The following is a 17677-nucleotide window of genomic DNA, read 5'->3' as shown; positions in this document are numbered from 1 at the left end:
AAATGACAACAGCAGAAGCTCTTACATTATCTTTAATAATTGTTTCGATAATTTCTGTTTTAATTTTAATAATTGTAAATGTTAGAATTCATTATATTAAAAAAAAATATCTCAAGAATAATAATTTTTTAAAAAATGATTTAAAAAAAGCAAAAAATAGTATTATAAATCAAGAAGCAAATATTGATTTTAAAAATGATCAAGATTATTTTAATTATTTTAATTTACTATCAATTGAAGAATTAAGAAAAGCCTTAATCAATTTAGATATAAATTTTAATGATAAAAATGATAAAAATGAACTTATTGAATTATTAATTAAAAAATTAAATAATGATAAAAATGAAAAGTAAAATTATTTTGATATCAGGAGGAACAGCTTCTGGCAAAAGCAAGATTTCAATTGAACTTGCTAATATTTTTTTAAAAAAAGAACATAGCGTTTCATTTTTTTCAATTGATAATTATTATTACGGAGCAGAAGAAATTAAAAAGATTTTTAATATAAAAAATCTTCGAGAGATTAATTTTGATGATCCAAATACAATAAATTGAAAAGAATTAAATAGTGATTTAAATAAATTATTTGCAAACAAAAAGATTGAAAGGAAAATATATAATTTTGTAAGTTGTGATTATGATTTAGATAAAACATTTATAATCGAACCAACAGAATATATAATCATTGAAGGAATATTTGCTTTATTTAATGAGAAATTAATAAAGAATGCTTTTAAAAAATTTTATATTGAAGCAGATGGTGATTTAAGACTTATTCGAAGATATAAAAGAGATCGTGATTATCGTAATAAAAATTCATTTGATTGTAATGATTTTATTTTAAGATGAGAAGAACAAATTAATCCAATGTTTAAAAAATATATTGAAAAAGATAGCAAAAAAGCAGATTATATTATTGAAAATAATGATGATAAAAAAACAAATATTACAAAAAAAGCACAAAATATATTCAATTTAATAATTTATTAAATTGAATATATTAATTTTAATTAAATAGTGGTATTATTTATATGTTTATATATTAAATATTATTTTAATATTTATTTAAAATTGTTATTATTTATTGATTAAGGAAAATTATGAATAAAAAGAGAGAAGATTTAAATGTCGGAAAAGATATGACAGGAGAAAAAATTCTGTTAACAAAATCGGGATATGAAGATAAGAAAAATAGACTTAAAGAATTAGTAAATATAATTCGTCCACAAATTTTAAAAGAATTAAAAGCAGCAAGAGAGCAAGGAGATTTAAGTGAAAATGCTGATTATGATACTGCTAAAAATAAACAAGCTAAAATTGAATCTGAAATTTTTGAGCTTGAAGATATCTTATCAAAAGTAAAAATAGTTGATATTAAAAAAAGTAATAATATTCAATTGGGATCAATTGTTGAATATCAAAAAAAAGGTGAAAGAGGAAACAGAAAAGTGCAAATAGTTGGTTCAATTGAAGCAAATTCACTTTTAAACCTTCCACAAATAGGAAATGATTCTCCTTTTGCTAAATCATTATTAAATCATAAAAAAGGTGATGTTGTTACAGTAATTACACCTATTGGAAATTATGAAATAAAAATTATCTCAGTTAAAAATTAAAAATAATTATTTTTAATGAGTGAATTAAGATAAAATTTTAATTAGAGAAAATTTAAAATTATTACTACTATTTAAATTTAAATTATCTTACAACAACCACTCCTTTAGGTTTTAAAAGTTATAAACTACCAAAAAGGGTGAGTCTTTGGAGGAAAGAGAAATGTTAAAATACGCGATTATAAAATCGGGTGGAAAACAAATTAAAGTTAATGTTGGTTCTGCTATCTGAGTAGAAAAATTAAATTCAGAAATTGGAAGCGAATATATCTTTACAAATGTCCTTGCAATTTATGATGGACAAAATCTAATCGCAGGAACACCTAAAATTGATGCTAAAATAAAAGCTCGAATACAAAAACAAGGGAAAAATAAAAAACTTATTATTTTTCGTACTAAGCAAAAATCAAACTGAAAACGGAAACAGGGTCATAGGCAACCTTATACAAGACTTTTGGTCGAAGAAATTATTTATAAAGATCAAGTAATTGATAAATATATTGATAATAATGATGATAAGAAAAATAAAATAAAAGAAATTACTACTAATCAAAAATTAATTGAGAAAAAAATTGATCAATCTGATCTTAAAAAAGCAGATAAAATAAAAACTAATGATATAGATCAAAAGCAAAAAGATCAAAAATAAGATGATTTTTATAAATTTTTATAAAAATAAACAACAAGAGTTTATTAAATTTAAAATAAAAGGACATGCTGATTTAAACAAAGATGATTTAAAAAATAAATTAATTTGTGCAGGATGTTCTGCAATAATATTTGGAACCGTAAACAGTTTGGACAATTTAGATCATAATAATTGTCAGATTTTAATTAAAGATAATTTAATTGAAATAAATATTTTAAAGATAACAATACAAAATCAAATTTTACTAAAAGGATTATATTATTCTCTTAGTACCCTTCAAGAAGATAATTACGATAATATAAAAATAAAAATAGGATAGGAGAGAAAATGTTTAAATTAAGATATAAGTTGGATTTACAATTTTTTGCACATAAAAAAGGTGCAGGTTCTTCAAAAAATGGAAGAGATTCTCATAGCAAAAGATTAGGACAAAAACTTGCTGATGGGCAAATTGCTAAAAGTGGAGCAATTATTTATCGTCAACGGGGAACAAAAATTCATCCAGGTTTAAATGTAAAAAGAGGAAAAGATGATACTTTATTTGCAACTTTAAATGGGATTGTAAAATATTATAAAAAAAATGGAAAATTAACTGTTAATGTGATTCCGATATCAGAAGGTGGTGAAGAAAAAGGATAAAAATTTTATATTCTTTTAAAAAAAATGCTTAACAATTCTTTTTCTGAGAATAATAATTTATTTTCAGATAGTCCTTTTTTAAATTCAAAAGAAAAAGAACAAGAAGAAATAAACTCGCAAATTAATACTAATAATAAAATACTTACTGATAAAAATAAATCTGATAATAAAATTTATTATCTAGACCAAAAAGAAAAAGATAATAAAGAGGGGAAAAAGAAGAAAGGTAAATTTAAATTACATTCAATTTTAATTGTTCTTACTTTACTTCTCTTTTTTATTTTTTTAACTTGAGTTGTCCCTCATGATTCTTGATGAGAATATCAAGAAGAAAATATCTATATTTTTCAAAATTACTTTATTGATTCTAGTACAATAAATGATTTTATAAATAATTTACTACCTCCTGATTTTAATATTAATCAATTTTTAATAGATAATGGTTATCAAGATACATTAGATCAGATTATTGCTGATAGTGATAGTTTTTCTGCAGTTGCACCACAAAATGGATTTTATGGTTTATATGATATTTTTCTTTTGATTGTAGCAGGATTTATTCAAGCATTTCCAATAATGATTTATCTATTTGCTTTAGGTGCTTTTATTGAAATCATTATTCAAACAAAAACTTTTGATGCTTTAATTGGTTCTCTTTTATTTAAATTAAAATCAAAACAAATTTATATTGTTCCAATTTTATTTATTACATTTTCTGCATTTGGAACAATATGAGGAATGCAAGAAGAATCACTTGCTTATTATTCAATTGTTACTCCGATGATGATTTTAATCGGATTTGAACCTATTATTGCAGTAATGGTTATGATGGTTGGTAATACAACAGGAATGGCAGCTTCAGTAATTAATCCTTTTGCAACAGGAATTGCTTCTGATGCAGCAGGAATTTCTACAGGAACATTATTCTTTTTTAGATTAGTATATTGATTCTTAATTACAGCAATAGGAGCTTCTTTTGTTACTTTTTTTGCTTATAAAACAAAAAAAGTTCCTGAAAAAATTGAAGAAGATATTCATAATGAAGAACTTAAAAAAATTGAACAGAATCTATCTACTGATTTAAAAGATTTTAAAAAAATGACGCATAAACAATTTTATTCTTTAATTATTTTTGCCTTTGTAATTTTGATAATGATTATAGGTTTTATGCCTTGGGTCGATCTTCTGGGATTAGATGAAGAAACATATGTTGAAAATTGAAATAATTTCTTTTCAAGTTTTTTATTTGTATTTTCGACAATTGTTGTTCCGTTTGGATTATGAGGATTTTATGAAACTGCTGGATTATTCTTTTTTGGAATATTTTTATTAATAATTGTTAATAAATTAAAAGTAAAAGATTGAACAAAATATATTTATGATGGAATGAAAGGAATGATTGGACTTGTTGTAATAATTGCGATTGCCCGTGCAGTTTCAATTGTTATGATTTATTCTGGACTTATTTATACATTTATAAATCCAAATACAATTCCTGGACAAGAAAATATTTATCTATATTATTTAATAATGTTTATTATTTTCTTAGTTTTTTCAATGATTATTCCTTCTACAAGTTCACTTGCTGTTCTTTGATTTCCAATAATTGCACAAGCTTTTAATATTACTGGACAAAATGATATTGATCCAGAAATTGTTCAAATATTAGGGGGGACGGTCCTTATGTTTGTAATTGCAGAAGGAATTGCTAATATGGTTACACCAACACAAGCTGTTGTTCTTACTTCACTTGATTCTGCTGGGGTTGAATATAAAGATTATTTAAAGGCAATTTATCCTTATGTTTCAATATTAATAGTATTAACTGTTGCTCTTGTAATTCCAATATTAATGATAATTTAGAAAAAAAAGTAATTTTTATTGTTTATTTTTAAAATTTAAAATAAATCACAAAAAAGTTTTATATTTTATTTATTTGTTATAATTCTTTTTGTATTATAAGTAAATATTAATTTTAAATTTAAGGATCTTTAATTTAAAGACATTCAAAAAAAGGAAGTAAATAAACTTTATGGCTGAAAAAAGTAGAAAACCAATTAAAAAAATAAAAATAGGAATTATTGGTGCAGGTGGTGGTGGAACAAATGCCATTGCTAACAATGCATATAAATTTGCACCCTTTGATGTTAGTTTCTTAGCAATAAATACAGATATTCAAGCATTGGAAAAACAAAGAAAAGGAAACAAAAAAGACCAATTGAAATTTTTTGAACGTAAATTAATTGGTCGTCGTTTAACAAGAGGTCTTGGAGCTGGATCAAATCCTGATATTGGATGAAAAGCAGCAGCAGAAGATCGAGAATGATTAGAAAAATGATTAGCTGATAAAAAACTTTTATTTATTGCAACAGGAATGGGTGGAGGCTCAGGAACAGGAGCAGGACCTTACATTGCAAGGCTTGCAAAAAATCTTGGTATTTTAACTATTGGTGTTTCAACATTACCTTTTCTTTTCGAGGGAAAAGAAAGAATGGATAATGCATTAACAGGTTTAAAAACAATGGAAAAATATGCTGATTTGTCTATTGTTATAAATAATAATGATTTATTCAAAAAACATTCTTCAGATACAGTTGAACATACATTCGTAAAAGCTGATAAATACTTAGGCGATGGAATAATTACAATTTTAAATTTATTATTAGAAGACGCTTTAATAAATCTTGATCTTGCTGATATTAGAAAAGTAGTTAAAGATTCAGGTGGAGGATTTATAAATATTGCTTTTGCAAAAGGAATTGATGGAAACGGGTTAGATAAAAATAAAGAAAAATTTGAAGAAGCAATTGATAAATTATTTGATCTTACTTTTATTCCTTCTGATGTTAAAACAGCAACAAAAGCACTTTTAAGTATTTCTGGATCACCAAATATTTTAAAAATGGAATATGTAAGATTTATTGTTAATAAAATCTTAGAAAAAGTAAGTCATGATTTAGATATTATATTTGGAGTAACAAATAACCAAGCTTTAGAGGATAATGTAAAAATTTCTTTAATATTAACTGGAATGGATAAAATAGTACTTACAGATGATATAAAAGATATCGAAGAAAAATATTTTTCAAAATAAAAGAAAATTAAAAAGTTAATATTATTAATATTAACTTTTTGCTATTTATTTTAGATAAAAATTTATTTTATTAAAATAATTGCGTGATATAATAAAAATTATGAGTTTAAAAATATTAACATTAAATCTTATGCATTCACAAACTTTAGGTGTGGATTGACAAAATGTTTGAGAAAACAATATGCCATTAATGATCGCATTAATTGTATTGATTTTTATTTTTTTGTTGTTCCTTACGCTTTTACTTATAATTTTTTTTAAAAATCGTAAATTAAGAAATAGAATAATTAAGAAAAAACAGACAAAATCAAAATTAGCAGGAATGGAAGATGAGTTTTCTTTAAATCCCAAAAAAGAAAAAAAGCAAAAAATTTCCAAAAAAGAACGTAAAAAATTAGAAAAAACAAAATCTTCAAATAATAATTTTACAGATAATAATCAAGATCAAGCAAAATTAATTGAAAAAGCACTTGCTCTTGGAATTAAAAATCCTGAAGAATATTCTATAAATCGTCTTGAACAATTAATAATGATAGAAGAAATGAAAACACAGCAAGGCGAAGGTAATAAAGAACCAGAAGTAACTAATGAACCTGTAAATAATTTTGAAGAAGATAAAAATATTGAAAAAGTTAATAATATAGAACAAATAAAAGAAAATGCTAATCCACAAAATGAAAATGAAATAGTTATAAAAGAAGATTCTGAAGAAATTAAACTTGAAAAAGAAAGACTTAAATTAGAACAAGAAAAATTAAATTTTGAGAAAAAACGTTTAGAATTAACAAAAGAACAAACGGAAAAAGAAGCATTGGAATTAGCTAGAAAACAAGTTGAAGAAGAAATTAGTTCAGAAAAAACTATTGAAAAAAGAATAGATGAACCAGAAACAATTGAAGTAAATGTTGAAAATTTAGAATCACGAAAACAAGAGCTTGAAATTTTAAAACAAGAAAGAGAATTATTAAATATTCTTAAAAGTGAACAAGACTCTTTAAAAAAAGAACTTGAAAATTTACGTGCTGAAAAAGAGCAAGAATCTAAAAGAGGACGTAAAAAATCATATGATGATAAATATGATGAAGAGGAAAGTAATTTAAGATATCTAAAAATAATGCGTGAAAAAGATGAATTAGAAAGATTAAAAAGAGAAAATGAAGAATTAAATCGTTTAAAATATCAACGGGAAAATTATTATCATCAAGGTCAAAATAATAATAGTAATTATAATAAAGATAAATATTATGATGATTATTATTTTAAAAGTTCACTCGATCATGAATTTGATAATTTAAAAAAATTACAAGAAGAAAATTTAAGATTAGTAAGACAAAATACTGAACAAATTGCACGTCAACAACTTGAACGGGAAATCGAAGAAAAATATAAAGAAAAATATAATATTGATAAAAGATCAAATCAAAAAAATAATCGAATGGAAAATATTCTTCTCTCTTTAGAAAAAGAAATTGAAAAATTATCTAATAAGGTAAATAAAATTGAAAATGGTGTTAGAGAAGAAAATAATTTATTAAAATCTACAAGAAGAGTAGAAAGAAAAAGAATAAATAACACAAGATATGATTATGATGATAGTGATAGTGATGATGAAATAATTAGAACAATCCAAGAAGAATTAAATGAGATTAATAATATTTTAAATAAAAAGAAAAAATAGAATTATAAAAATTTAGACGTTTATATTTGTCTAAATTTTATTTTATAAATTTTAAGGGATCAATATTATTATGACCAACAAAACTGAAAATAAAAAACTTTTAAGTCATCTTAGACAAACAAAAAAATTATTAAAAGACATTTTTAATGATGAAAATTTAAAAAAAAATACCAATCATAATTTAAAAATTATTATTTATGGAATTGAAAGATTAATCCATCAATTTCTTAAAATAGATAATTTAGAAGAAATGTTAATAAATGAAAAAGAAATTACAAAATGTATTACAAATGCAATTAGTTTAATTTATTTTTATTTTCTTGAAAATAATTTTATTGATAAAAATGAGTTATTAAAAAAAGATTTTATTATTGAAAAATTAGAAAAAGCAAAAGAAAAAATAACAAAAATTAATCAAATAATTAATTTTAAAGATGAAGAAATTTTAAAATTAAATTCAAAATTAAGGGAAACTGAAAAAAAATATAAATCTGATCTAAAAATAAATGAAGAATTTGAAAAATTAAAAGAGGAAAAAAGACTTTGAGATGATAAATTACAGAAAACTAAAGTTCTTTTAAAAAAATCAAGAATAAAGCAAAAAACATTAAAATTTGAAAATGATGAATTTAAAAAACAATTTAGATTTTTAAAAGATGAAAATAATAAAATAAATAAAATTGGAAATAAAAAAACAATTTCAAATAATTCAGAAAAAAAAATACAAGAAAAAAATAAGCAAACTGTTAGATTAAAAATGGAAAAGACAAGAAAAACAGAAAAGGCTAATACTAGAATAGAAAATGATAACAAAAAATAAAATTGAGAGTATTATATTTTGATTAAGAAAAGAAGTAAAAAAAGCACAAGCAAATGGCCTTTGTGTTGCAATTTCTGGAGGAATAGATAGTGCAGTTGCTGCTTCGCTTGCTAAATTAGCATTTCCAGATAATTCAACAGGATTATTTATTGATATTGATTCATCAGAAGAATCTTTTACAAATTTTAATAAAATTATCAAACAAATTAAAATAAAAAAGGAAATAGTAAATTTAAATAAAAGTTTTAATCAATTTATAGATGATTTAAATTTTATAAAAAAAGCAGAAAAAGAAGTAAAAGGTAATATTAAATCAAGATTAAGAATGAATACAATTTATGCTTATGCAAAAATTAATAATTATCTTGTTGTTGGTACTTCAAATTATTCAGAAATATATCTGGGATATTTTACAAAATGAGGAGATGGAGTAGCTGATATCTTTCCTCTTGCTAATTTTAAAAAATCAGAAATATATAAAATTGCAAAATTATTAGAATTAGATGAAAAATTAATTAATCAAAAACCAAGTGCAGATCTTTGATATGGACAAACTGATGAAAATGAATTAGGATTTAAATATTCTGATCTTGAAAAATATTGAGAAGATAAAAAAAGTGTAAGTTCAGAAATAAAAAATAAAATTGAAATATATAATAAAATAAGTAATCATAAAAGAAATATATTACTTAATTCATATAAAAATTAATATTATTTTCCTCATGTTTTAAATTTAATTTGATCCCGATTTGAAAATCTTTTGTCTTGATATTTGTTTTCTTTTAATAGATATTTTCCTTTTATCAAAATTTTATTATTAAAAAAACCATTTATATTTAAAATTAAATTATCTAAATTGTCCTCCTTTATTATTGATTGTTCTTTTTTTATAAAATTATCTTCAAAATATTGATCAAATTTAAGTTGCTTTTTTATGTAAATTTTATCTTTAAGATCAGCTAATCCAATTCCCAAAAAATCAATTCCATTTTCATTATAATAATTATCAAATAATTTTAAAGCATAAGAATAGATAATCTCATATTGATTTTCATAATGATCTAATAAAATTCGTTTACTTTGTGTTTTTCTTAATAATATTGCTTTTTCAATTGTGTTTTCTACATTATTTAAATTTTTACGATTTTTAGTTACTAAAAATACAGTACGAGCTGTAAGATTACGATAATTAAGTTTTTGTACTATTTTATTTACTAATTCTTTTAATTCATTTATTAAATTTTCATAATCAAAAATAGTATTTTGAAAAGTTTTATGAGCAGAAATAGATTTAAGATCTTTTTCTTTATTTTCTAAGCTATCTTCTCCTATTCCATTTGCTTCATCTATTAAAAGATCAATGTTTTTTCCAATTTGTTTTCGCAAAATTACATATTGATCTTTTGCTTTTAATTTTGCAAGGTCCTCAATTTTTGTTAAATTTAAATTATTAAATTTTTTTGTAGTTTGTAATCCAATTCCATGAAATGTATCAATTGGAAGTGGTCATAATTTTTCTTTTATTTCATTTTGAAAAATAGAATATATACCAAAGGGTTTTTTGATTTTTGATGCAATTTTAGCAAGAACTTTGCGATTAGAAATTCCTATAGATACAGTAATTTTTAATTTATTAAAAATAGTTGATTGAATCTTTTTAGCTCAATAAAAAGGATTTTTTTCTTCTGTAATTAATTTTGTAATATCAAGATAACATTCATCAATTGATGATATTTCTAAAATATTAGAAAAACTATTAATGATTTTAAAAATTTTTTCAGAATAATTAGTGTAATCTTTAAAATTAGGTTCTATTAAAATTAAATTTGGACAACTTTTTTGTGCTTTAAAAATAGGCTGTCCAGAATAAACATTATATTTACGAGCAATATAATTGCAAGTGCTAACAACACCCCTTCCGTTAATTTTTTTACCAATTGCAATTGGTTTAGATTTATATTTTATGTTTTTAATTTCTTCTACTTGAGCAAAAAAAGCATCAACATCTATTGTTAAAATGGTTCGTTTCATTTTTATTGTTATCTTGTTTTTATAAATTATAAATAATTTATAATAGTATTAATATGAAATATATTATTGAATCAGAAAGTTTTTTTATCAAAAAACAAGAAATTGAAAAAATTATAAATTTTGCTAATTTTAAAAAAGAAAATATTTATATTTTTGATTTTGAAGAAAATGAATTTGATAAATTTTTTGATCAATATTTAAGTAATTCTATTTTTGGAGAAAAAAAATTAGTAATTTTAAATAATTGTATTTTTTTGCAAAAAAAAATAATAAATAAAAATTTCATAATTAAATTAGAAAAATTTTTTAATACAAATATTGATAATTATTTAATTTTAAGTACTAATAAATTTAATGATAAAAATGATTTTATTATTAAATTTATAAAAGAGAGAAAATTAGAATTAATTTCTATCAAAAAACCAGATAAAAAAGAGCTTTTTAATTTTTTAAATAAAAAATTAAAAGATAATAATTATTATCTTAGTTATAATGACCTAAGAAAATTATTAAGATATACAAAATATGATTATGATATTTTAAATAATGAATTAAAAAAATTATTTTTGATAAAAGAACAAAAATATTTAAAAAATTTAAATTTAATTATTTATGATTATGTTGGTGAAAATATATTCAAATTATATGATGCTCTACTTGAAAAAGATCAACAAAATATTTATAAAATTCTTTTGTTTTTAAAAGGAAATAATATTTCTCCTGTTTTAATACTTGAATATTTAATAAAAGAATTACAATATATTCTTATAATAAAAAATTATTATAATCTCAAAATTGAAGATAAAACCCCTCTTTTAGAATTGAAACTTAATAATTATAGATTAAAAAAAATGACTGAAAATGCAAATAATTATAGTTATTTTTATATAAATAAAATTTTAAATAAATTAATTGGAATTGTTATTTCTTTTAAATCTAATTCCAATCGTATAAACTATCAATTATTTATTGCAAAAATGATTCTTATTTCTTGCCATCAATAGCAATTTCGCGAAATCTTCTTAAAAATTCAATATTTGCAAGATAAGTAAGGATCACAATAGGAATTATATTTTCAAGATCGCGATCTTTTATATTATTAATGTGAGCATAACTTGCTTTGTTACGAAAAGAAGCAAGATATAATGAATTTTTAAAATTATTTTTAATAATTTCAATTAATTGTTTTTCAATTGGAAGATTAATTTTTATTTTATCTAATTCTACTTTTTCGAATATTAATTTTAATTTATCATATATAGTACTTTTACTTGTAATTTTATCTTTCAAATTTAATTTATATATGAAAATATTAATCTCTTTTTCAAGTAATGTATGTATGAAAGTAAGAGACATTTTATATTCTTTTTTATTATAAAATTCAATAAATTTATAGAAATCTTTTTCCTTATTTAAAATTAAATTAATTGGATTATTTATTAATAAATTATTAGCTAATACTTTTAATTGAATATCTTGATATTCTTTAATATCTTTTATAATTTTAATTTCTCAATTATTTTTATTTTTATAAATTATTGGAATTTCTGAATCGACAAGATGCTCAGAATGAGTTGTATAAATTAACTTACAATCATTTTTTGTAATAATACTTTTAAAATAATTTAGTAAATTAATTTGTGCTAAAGAATGGAGAAAAGTATTCGGTTCATCAATTAAAATCAATCTTTTGAAAAAAGTTTCTCCAATTGATAATTTCATAAAAATAATTGATATTAATCCATCACTACTTTCTTCAGGTTGAAATGTATTTTTCTTATTATTTTTATTATTTATAATTAAAGAAAATTTTCCTAATTTACGATCAAGTAAAATTAATTTTACAATATATTTTTCATTTTCACGATCATTTCAATTACTAAATAAAAAAGTACTAATTGCTTTTTCGATTTTTCCAATTTCTATATTTAATTCAATATCGTTATATTTATAAAAATTTTTAATAAAATGATCATGATTAATACTTTTTAAAATTTTTCGAAAAATTTTACTTTTAATAAAGAATTGATTTTCCAAAAAATCTTTCTTTTGTGTTTTATCAAAATAAAATACTCTAAATTTATTTTTTTCATATATATTTTTATAAAAATATTTTGAATCAGTGATTTCTTCTGGAAAAAATCTAACATAATCTCTTATTTCATCATCTCATCCTACAGTTATTTCAAATTCTTGTAATTTATCTCAATTTGTTATGCTTTTTTTGTATGTCTTATCAGCTGTCTTTTCGTGTTTTTCATTTAAATTTTTCTCAATTGTTTTATTTTTATTTTGATTTTGCATTTTCATTTCTAAAAAATAATCATCAAAATTTCTTTGGTCATCTTCTTCTAACTTATAAAAGAAACTTACATTTTGAAATTTTTCTTCATTTTTGCGTAATTTTCGAATTTTTAAAGTTTCAAAAAAATAAATGGCTTCCAAAATATTTGTTTTGCCAATATTATTTAAGCCAATGATACTTATAAGATTTTTATATTTCTCAAAATTTATTTCTAAATTTTCAATATTTTTAAATCTTTTAATATAAATCTTCGCTAGTTTCATTTTTCCCTTCTTAATTATTCTTTACAAAATTAAACCCTTTATACTAATATAATTTTCTCATTTTATAATCAAGAATGAAAAATCTAACAAGTAACTGTTAGATTTTTTTGTTTTTCTTTTTTATATTTCTAGTTTCTTTGATTTATTTAATTCAATCATTGCAAATAATGCTGCTGCTGCAAATTCACTAACTAGATAAACTCACATTCAATCTGTGTAATTTATATTATTTGTTAAAAATCCTGCATTTACTCCTACTGTTTGAGCGATTGCTGGGCCTACTAATCTAGCTGGATTTAGAGCAATATTATTTGTTCTCACTCCCAATGTAACCACAAGTCAAACAATAAGTCCAATTACAATTGGTCTCATATTATGACTTACTTTTTTCTCTCAATAAAATACACTAGCAAGTAAAGCAAAAGTATAAGAAAATTCTAATACCATAGAAGAAGCAACAAATGCAGCCTGACCCCCATTAAAGTCAGCATAATTTTTAGATGCGATTGGATTATCATATCATCCCATAGATCCAATATTACTTCAATCATTTCATCTTACAATTGGACTTATTGCATCTAATGTTGAAGAATTGTTATCAGTTAAGATAGCAAGACCTAAACCAGTAAACCCAGCCATTATACCACCAACAAATTGCACATTTATTTTTGCTATTCCAATTGGTAATTTATCATTTCCTTTTGCTATTTCTCCTATAGTTACTGCAGGATTTAAATTAACTGAAATATATCTTAAAACATAAACAATGAAAACTATAAATCCAGCAACTCAAAGAGCTTTCATAATCATTAGACTTCAAATATAACCTCATCAATTATTCATACTATCAAAATTAACTGATGAAGGAAGAATTATTCAAAGTGTAAGTAAATATGTACCTATTAATTCTGCTAATAAAATTGTTTTTCAATTACGATATTTTTTATTTATTGCAATTAAATCTCAATAATTTCTTTTCTTTTTGTTTTTGTCTTTTACTATCGTTTTATTCATTACGAAAAACTATTTTGCCTTTCTCTTAAAATTACTAATTTAAAATTGAACGTTATAAATATAATTTTACACAATTTTAAATATTAATTATCCATATTAATTATCATTTTGTAATTTTATCTCTATATAACTATATCAATTTATTAATATATAATATAAAAAATAAATTTAAATAAAATGGAAGTTTTTTTAGGACTATTATTATATTCTATAATTGCTTATTTTGTTGGATCAATCAATGCTGGTCAATTAATTTCACGATATAAAAAAGTTGATTTAGGAGAAATTGGTTCTAAAAATTACGGAGCAACAAATGCTGGAAGAACTTTTGGAAAAGAGGCTTTCATTCTTGTTTTTTTATTTGATTTTTTAAAAGCTTTCATTGTTGCAATTATATTTACAGAATTATCAGAAAATTTAGATTACAATAATGGTGATAATATTTTTATGGCAGTAACAAATTATATAGCTATTGCTGTTTTTTTTGTAATAGTTGGTCATTTATGACCAATTTGATTTAAATTTAAAGGTGGAAAAGGTGTAGCAACAACTTTTGGTTTAATGCTAGCAATTAATTGAATTTTTTGTGCAATTGGAGGAATTATTTTTTTAATTATTTATTTTTCAACAAATAGAACAGTTACATATTCTTCATTAGGGGCTGTTTTTGCAATTACAATTTTAGGAACATTTAATCCTTTGCTTAATTCAGCTTGACCATTATTTGATTGATCAAGAACAATAAATGCTTCTGCTATTTTATGATTATCATTTATTCTTGTTATTTATAAGCATAAAAGCAATATAATTGTTATTTATAATGAAACTAAAGAAAATCGAAAAATGAAAAAAGAAATAAAGAAAAAATTAAAAAATAAAAATTAATTTTAATATCTGATTTGAAATTGTTATAAATTTTAAAATAGATAATTATGGTAAATAGTAAAAAAATAGAAAATCCTAATATTACTTTAGATGATAAAAATAAAATTATTATAAAAATTAAATCCTTTTTTAAGAGTAAATGAGGTACTTTATTATTGTTAATATTAACTTGATTTGGAATTTTTTATTTCTTAATTTTAGGAAAATATACAGATCATTATTTTGGAGAAGCTTTTCTTTGTACTAATCTTGAATGATTTTCAATTGTTTGTTTAGTATTTGTAGGAATATTGTTTTTTTTAATAATATTATGATTAATAAATACCTGAAAAAATAATGATTTTCATAAAAGAAGAGCGATTCTTATTACATATGGATCAATTTATGTTTCTACTTTTATTTTATTATCATTACAAGTTCTCCTTGCAATAACATTTGCAAATACATTATTTGCAAATGAAATAGATCCAAATGCTGATTTTGCAAATTTTATTCCAACTGTAATAAATAATGGAATAAAAGAAGGACTTGATTACATTTTAATATTAGATAATTTAAATATTTTTAATAATTTATTTTCATCATTATGAATTATAAGTATAATAATTTCTTTATTTATAGGTTCATTATTTTATTTTCAAAAATTAAAAATTAAAAATGAATTAAAATATAAATATACAGTAAATACAACTTTAATTCTTGCTTTTATTTCAATGACATTTTCATTTCAAGGATTGCAAGGATTAGGTACATTTGGTTTAAATACAGCAAATGTTGAGTTTATTGATATTAATCAATTGCAAAATAATGTAAATAATGCCTTAGCTCCTATTAGTATTAATTTTATAGATACACTTGCTCCGAAAAATAAATGATTAGGAGCAAATAATAATATTCCTTCATATCTTTTATTAGCTCTATGAGTCTTTATATTTATTCTTGCTTGTTCATATTGAATTTATAATGTTTATTATAAAGATCTAAGTAATGAAGTAAAGATAAATAAAAGAACAAATTTTATATTCAATCTTTTTGTTGCTTTAATTATTATTAATCTAATTTTCTTTTATTCTTTGGATAAATTCATAATTTATCCAATTACAAGAAATCAAATTGAACAAAATGGTGGAGCAGTTCATATTGAACAAAATGGTTTATTATCTTATAGTGTTGTAATTGATAATATTGGAATAAATCCTGGTCTCTATAATAATGGAATTTCTATTCTTTTATCAAATGGATATAAAACAAATTCTTATTATATATCAATGTTTATTTTAAATCCAATGTTTATTTTATTTACATGGATTTATTTTAGAATTTATTTTTACAAAAAATAGAAAATATATCTTTTTATAATAAATTAATTATGTGCTTAAAAAAAATGAGAACAAATATTTTTATCTTTTAGTATATTTATTATTATTATTTTATTTATTGATCTTTAAATTCATTCTGATATTTTTGCTTTTTTCTTTTATTTTTGGTATCCACTATATTTTCAAATATGGTGGATATTTTTATATTATTTTTTATTTTCTAATCTTTTTTCATTTATTTTTTCTTGATTACTCTATTTTTAATTCAAATCTTAATTTAAATTATTATCATCAAGGAGAAGTAATAAAAAGTTATTCCAAATCTTGTTTTGTAAAAGAAGATAATCAAATATATTTTTTAATTTTCGATGATTATTGTACAGATTTAATTCCTCATACTATTATAAGTTTTGATTGTAATTACTATAAAATAAATAATGAATACGATTCCTTTAATTCTTTTTTACTTGCAAATCATACAATTTATTATGGTTATTGTGATACTTATAAAATTGATAAATCACCTAATAAAAGTTTTCGTAATTATATTTATTTTAATCTTATAGATCAAGAAAATTTTTATGAAAAAGTTACAATTTTATTTTTATTTAAAAAAGAAACAATTTATAATGAACAAATTTTTGAACAATTTGAAAAATTGGGAATTAGTTTTTTAATAATAATTTCTGGATTTCATATTTTTTTAATAATAAAAATTAATGAATTATGAATTAATTTTATTTTTAAGAGAAAATGTTTACAAATATTTTTATTATTTTTAATTGTTAATTATTATCTTTATTTTTTCTTTTTTCCAAATACAGGAATAAAGGCTGCTTGTAATTATTTTATAAATCAAAATAAAAAAATAAAAAAAGGAAAATATAATTCTCTTGCATTTACTGCTTTGATTTTTTTAATTTACAACCCCTATTTGGGATTACAATCAGGATTAATATTATCCTTTTTGATTTCTTTTTTTTATAAATTTTCAAGTGATTTAAAAATCAAAAATAAATTTATAAAATCTTTATTTATAAATTTATTTATTTTTTTAATTACTTTCCCTTTTATAATAAATTGACAAGGATATGATAATTTATTAGCTCCTTTTATTTGTTTTGTTTTAAACCCTTTTATAAAATTTACTTATTATCTCCTTTTTATTTCTATTTTTTTCTCTTTTTCTTGAGAAATTATCCAATATTTATTAATTCCCTTTTTTACTTTATTTTATTTATTAAAAGATACATATCTTTTAATAAATTTTGCAATATTTACTTTTCTTCAAATTTTTGTTTATGAACAATTTATTTTAATAATTCTTTTGATTGAAAAAAAATATTTGATATATAATTAAAAACATT

General features: G+C 21.0%; 18 protein-coding genes and 1 other annotated feature. Of the genes, 15 read left to right on the top strand and 3 right to left on the bottom strand.

The annotated features are described in order from the left end of the window. The first annotated feature begins 2 nt into the window (after positions 1-2). From X271_RS01510 to nadE, 11 genes are all read left to right on the top strand, one after another. Positions 3-353, top strand: a complete 351-nt coding sequence (locus X271_RS01510; RefSeq protein ID WP_025208709.1) for a hypothetical protein — start codon at positions 3-5, stop codon at positions 351-353. Next, positions 343-990 (top strand): uridine kinase family protein, encoded by a 648-nt coding sequence (locus X271_RS01505; protein WP_158380602.1) that lies wholly within the window; start codon positions 343-345, stop codon positions 988-990. Before X271_RS01510 ends, X271_RS01505 begins: the two co-directional genes overlap by 11 nt. 110 nt (positions 991-1100) lie before the next feature. Next, entirely contained in the window at positions 1101-1616 is a 516-nt protein-coding gene (greA, locus tag X271_RS01500) for a transcription elongation factor GreA (RefSeq protein WP_128571634.1), read from the top strand. Between the two features lie 84 nt (positions 1617-1700). Then, positions 1701-1771: a sequence feature (ribosomal protein L21 leader region), on the top strand. Positions 1772-1776: 5 nt separating this feature from the next. Beyond that, positions 1777-2262: a 50S ribosomal protein L21 gene (gene rplU, locus X271_RS03430; RefSeq protein ID WP_025208706.1), complete on the top strand. Its 486-nt coding sequence runs from the start codon at positions 1777-1779 to the stop codon at positions 2260-2262. A gap of 1 nt (position 2263) precedes the next feature. Further along, positions 2264-2581 carry a ribosomal-processing cysteine protease Prp gene (locus X271_RS01490; RefSeq protein WP_025208705.1) on the top strand — a complete coding sequence of 106 codons (318 nt, stop codon included), beginning with the start codon at positions 2264-2266 and terminating at the stop codon, positions 2579-2581. Between the two features lie 17 nt (positions 2582-2598). Next, a complete protein-coding gene (rpmA, locus tag X271_RS01485; protein WP_025208704.1) occupies positions 2599-2901 on the top strand; it encodes a 50S ribosomal protein L27 in 303 nt (100 codons plus the stop codon). Between the two features lie 24 nt (positions 2902-2925). After that, entirely contained in the window at positions 2926-4764 is a 1839-nt protein-coding gene (locus X271_RS01480; protein ID WP_025208703.1) for a YfcC family protein, read from the top strand. A 169-nt stretch (positions 4765-4933) separates the two neighbouring features. Continuing rightward, positions 4934-5995 carry a cell division protein FtsZ gene (locus X271_RS01475; RefSeq protein WP_025208702.1) on the top strand — a complete coding sequence of 354 codons (1062 nt, stop codon included), beginning with the start codon at positions 4934-4936 and terminating at the stop codon, positions 5993-5995. A gap of 100 nt (positions 5996-6095) precedes the next feature. Continuing rightward, entirely contained in the window at positions 6096-7673 is a 1578-nt protein-coding gene (locus X271_RS01470; RefSeq protein ID WP_025208701.1) for a V-type ATP synthase subunit I domain-containing protein, read from the top strand. A 70-nt stretch (positions 7674-7743) separates the two neighbouring features. Further along, on the top strand, positions 7744-8493 hold the full coding sequence (locus X271_RS01465) for a hypothetical protein (RefSeq protein WP_025208700.1): 750 nt from the start codon (positions 7744-7746) through the stop codon (positions 8491-8493). Then, the gene (nadE, locus tag X271_RS01460) at positions 8477-9202 is read left to right on the top strand and encodes an NAD(+) synthase (protein WP_025208699.1); all 726 of its coding nucleotides are present in this window, start codon (positions 8477-8479) and stop codon (positions 9200-9202) included. The genes X271_RS01465 and nadE overlap by 17 nt, the downstream gene beginning before the upstream one ends. Positions 9203-9204: 2 nt before the next feature. Here nadE and X271_RS01455 read toward each other — a convergent pair whose 3' ends face one another. Then, positions 9205-10524, bottom strand: coding sequence for a Y-family DNA polymerase (locus tag X271_RS01455; protein ID WP_025208698.1), 1320 nt, complete (start codon positions 10522-10524; stop codon positions 9205-9207). A 53-nt stretch (positions 10525-10577) separates the two neighbouring features. Between X271_RS01455 and holA the strand changes: the two genes are divergently transcribed. After that, complete coding sequence (holA, locus tag X271_RS01450) at positions 10578-11528, top strand: DNA polymerase III subunit delta (protein WP_025208697.1); 951 nt, start codon at positions 10578-10580, stop codon at positions 11526-11528. Here the strand turns inward: holA and X271_RS01445 are convergent. Both X271_RS01445 and X271_RS01440 read right to left on the bottom strand, forming a co-directional pair. Then, positions 11509-13092, bottom strand: coding sequence for an AAA family ATPase (locus X271_RS01445; protein WP_025208696.1), 1584 nt, complete (start codon positions 13090-13092; stop codon positions 11509-11511). The genes holA and X271_RS01445 overlap by 20 nt on opposite strands. Positions 13093-13212: 120 nt before the next feature. Then, positions 13213-14106, bottom strand: coding sequence for an aquaporin (locus X271_RS01440; RefSeq protein WP_025208695.1), 894 nt, complete (start codon positions 14104-14106; stop codon positions 13213-13215). A gap of 177 nt (positions 14107-14283) precedes the next feature. Here X271_RS01440 and X271_RS03135 point away from each other — a divergent pair, with 177 nt between their 5' ends. From X271_RS03135 to X271_RS01425, 3 genes are all read left to right on the top strand, one after another. Then, positions 14284-14991 carry a glycerol-3-phosphate acyltransferase gene (locus X271_RS03135; protein WP_025208694.1) on the top strand — a complete coding sequence of 236 codons (708 nt, stop codon included), beginning with the start codon at positions 14284-14286 and terminating at the stop codon, positions 14989-14991. A 47-nt stretch (positions 14992-15038) separates the two neighbouring features. After that, positions 15039-16331: a hypothetical protein gene (locus tag X271_RS01430; protein ID WP_025208693.1), complete on the top strand. Its 1293-nt coding sequence runs from the start codon at positions 15039-15041 to the stop codon at positions 16329-16331. Between the two features lie 124 nt (positions 16332-16455). Further along, positions 16456-17670, top strand: coding sequence for a ComEC/Rec2 family competence protein (locus X271_RS01425; protein ID WP_128824171.1), 1215 nt, complete (start codon positions 16456-16458; stop codon positions 17668-17670). Positions 17671-17677 lie beyond the last annotated feature (7 nt).

This window comes from Candidatus Hepatoplasma crinochetorum Av (assembly GCF_000582535.1).
In the GTDB taxonomy this organism is placed as follows: Bacteria; Bacillota_I; Bacilli_A; order Mycoplasmatales; family Hepatoplasmataceae; genus Hepatoplasma; species Hepatoplasma crinochetorum.
Note: the sequence above shows the minus strand (reverse complement) of the source record. Positions and strands in the feature narration are given on the sequence as shown.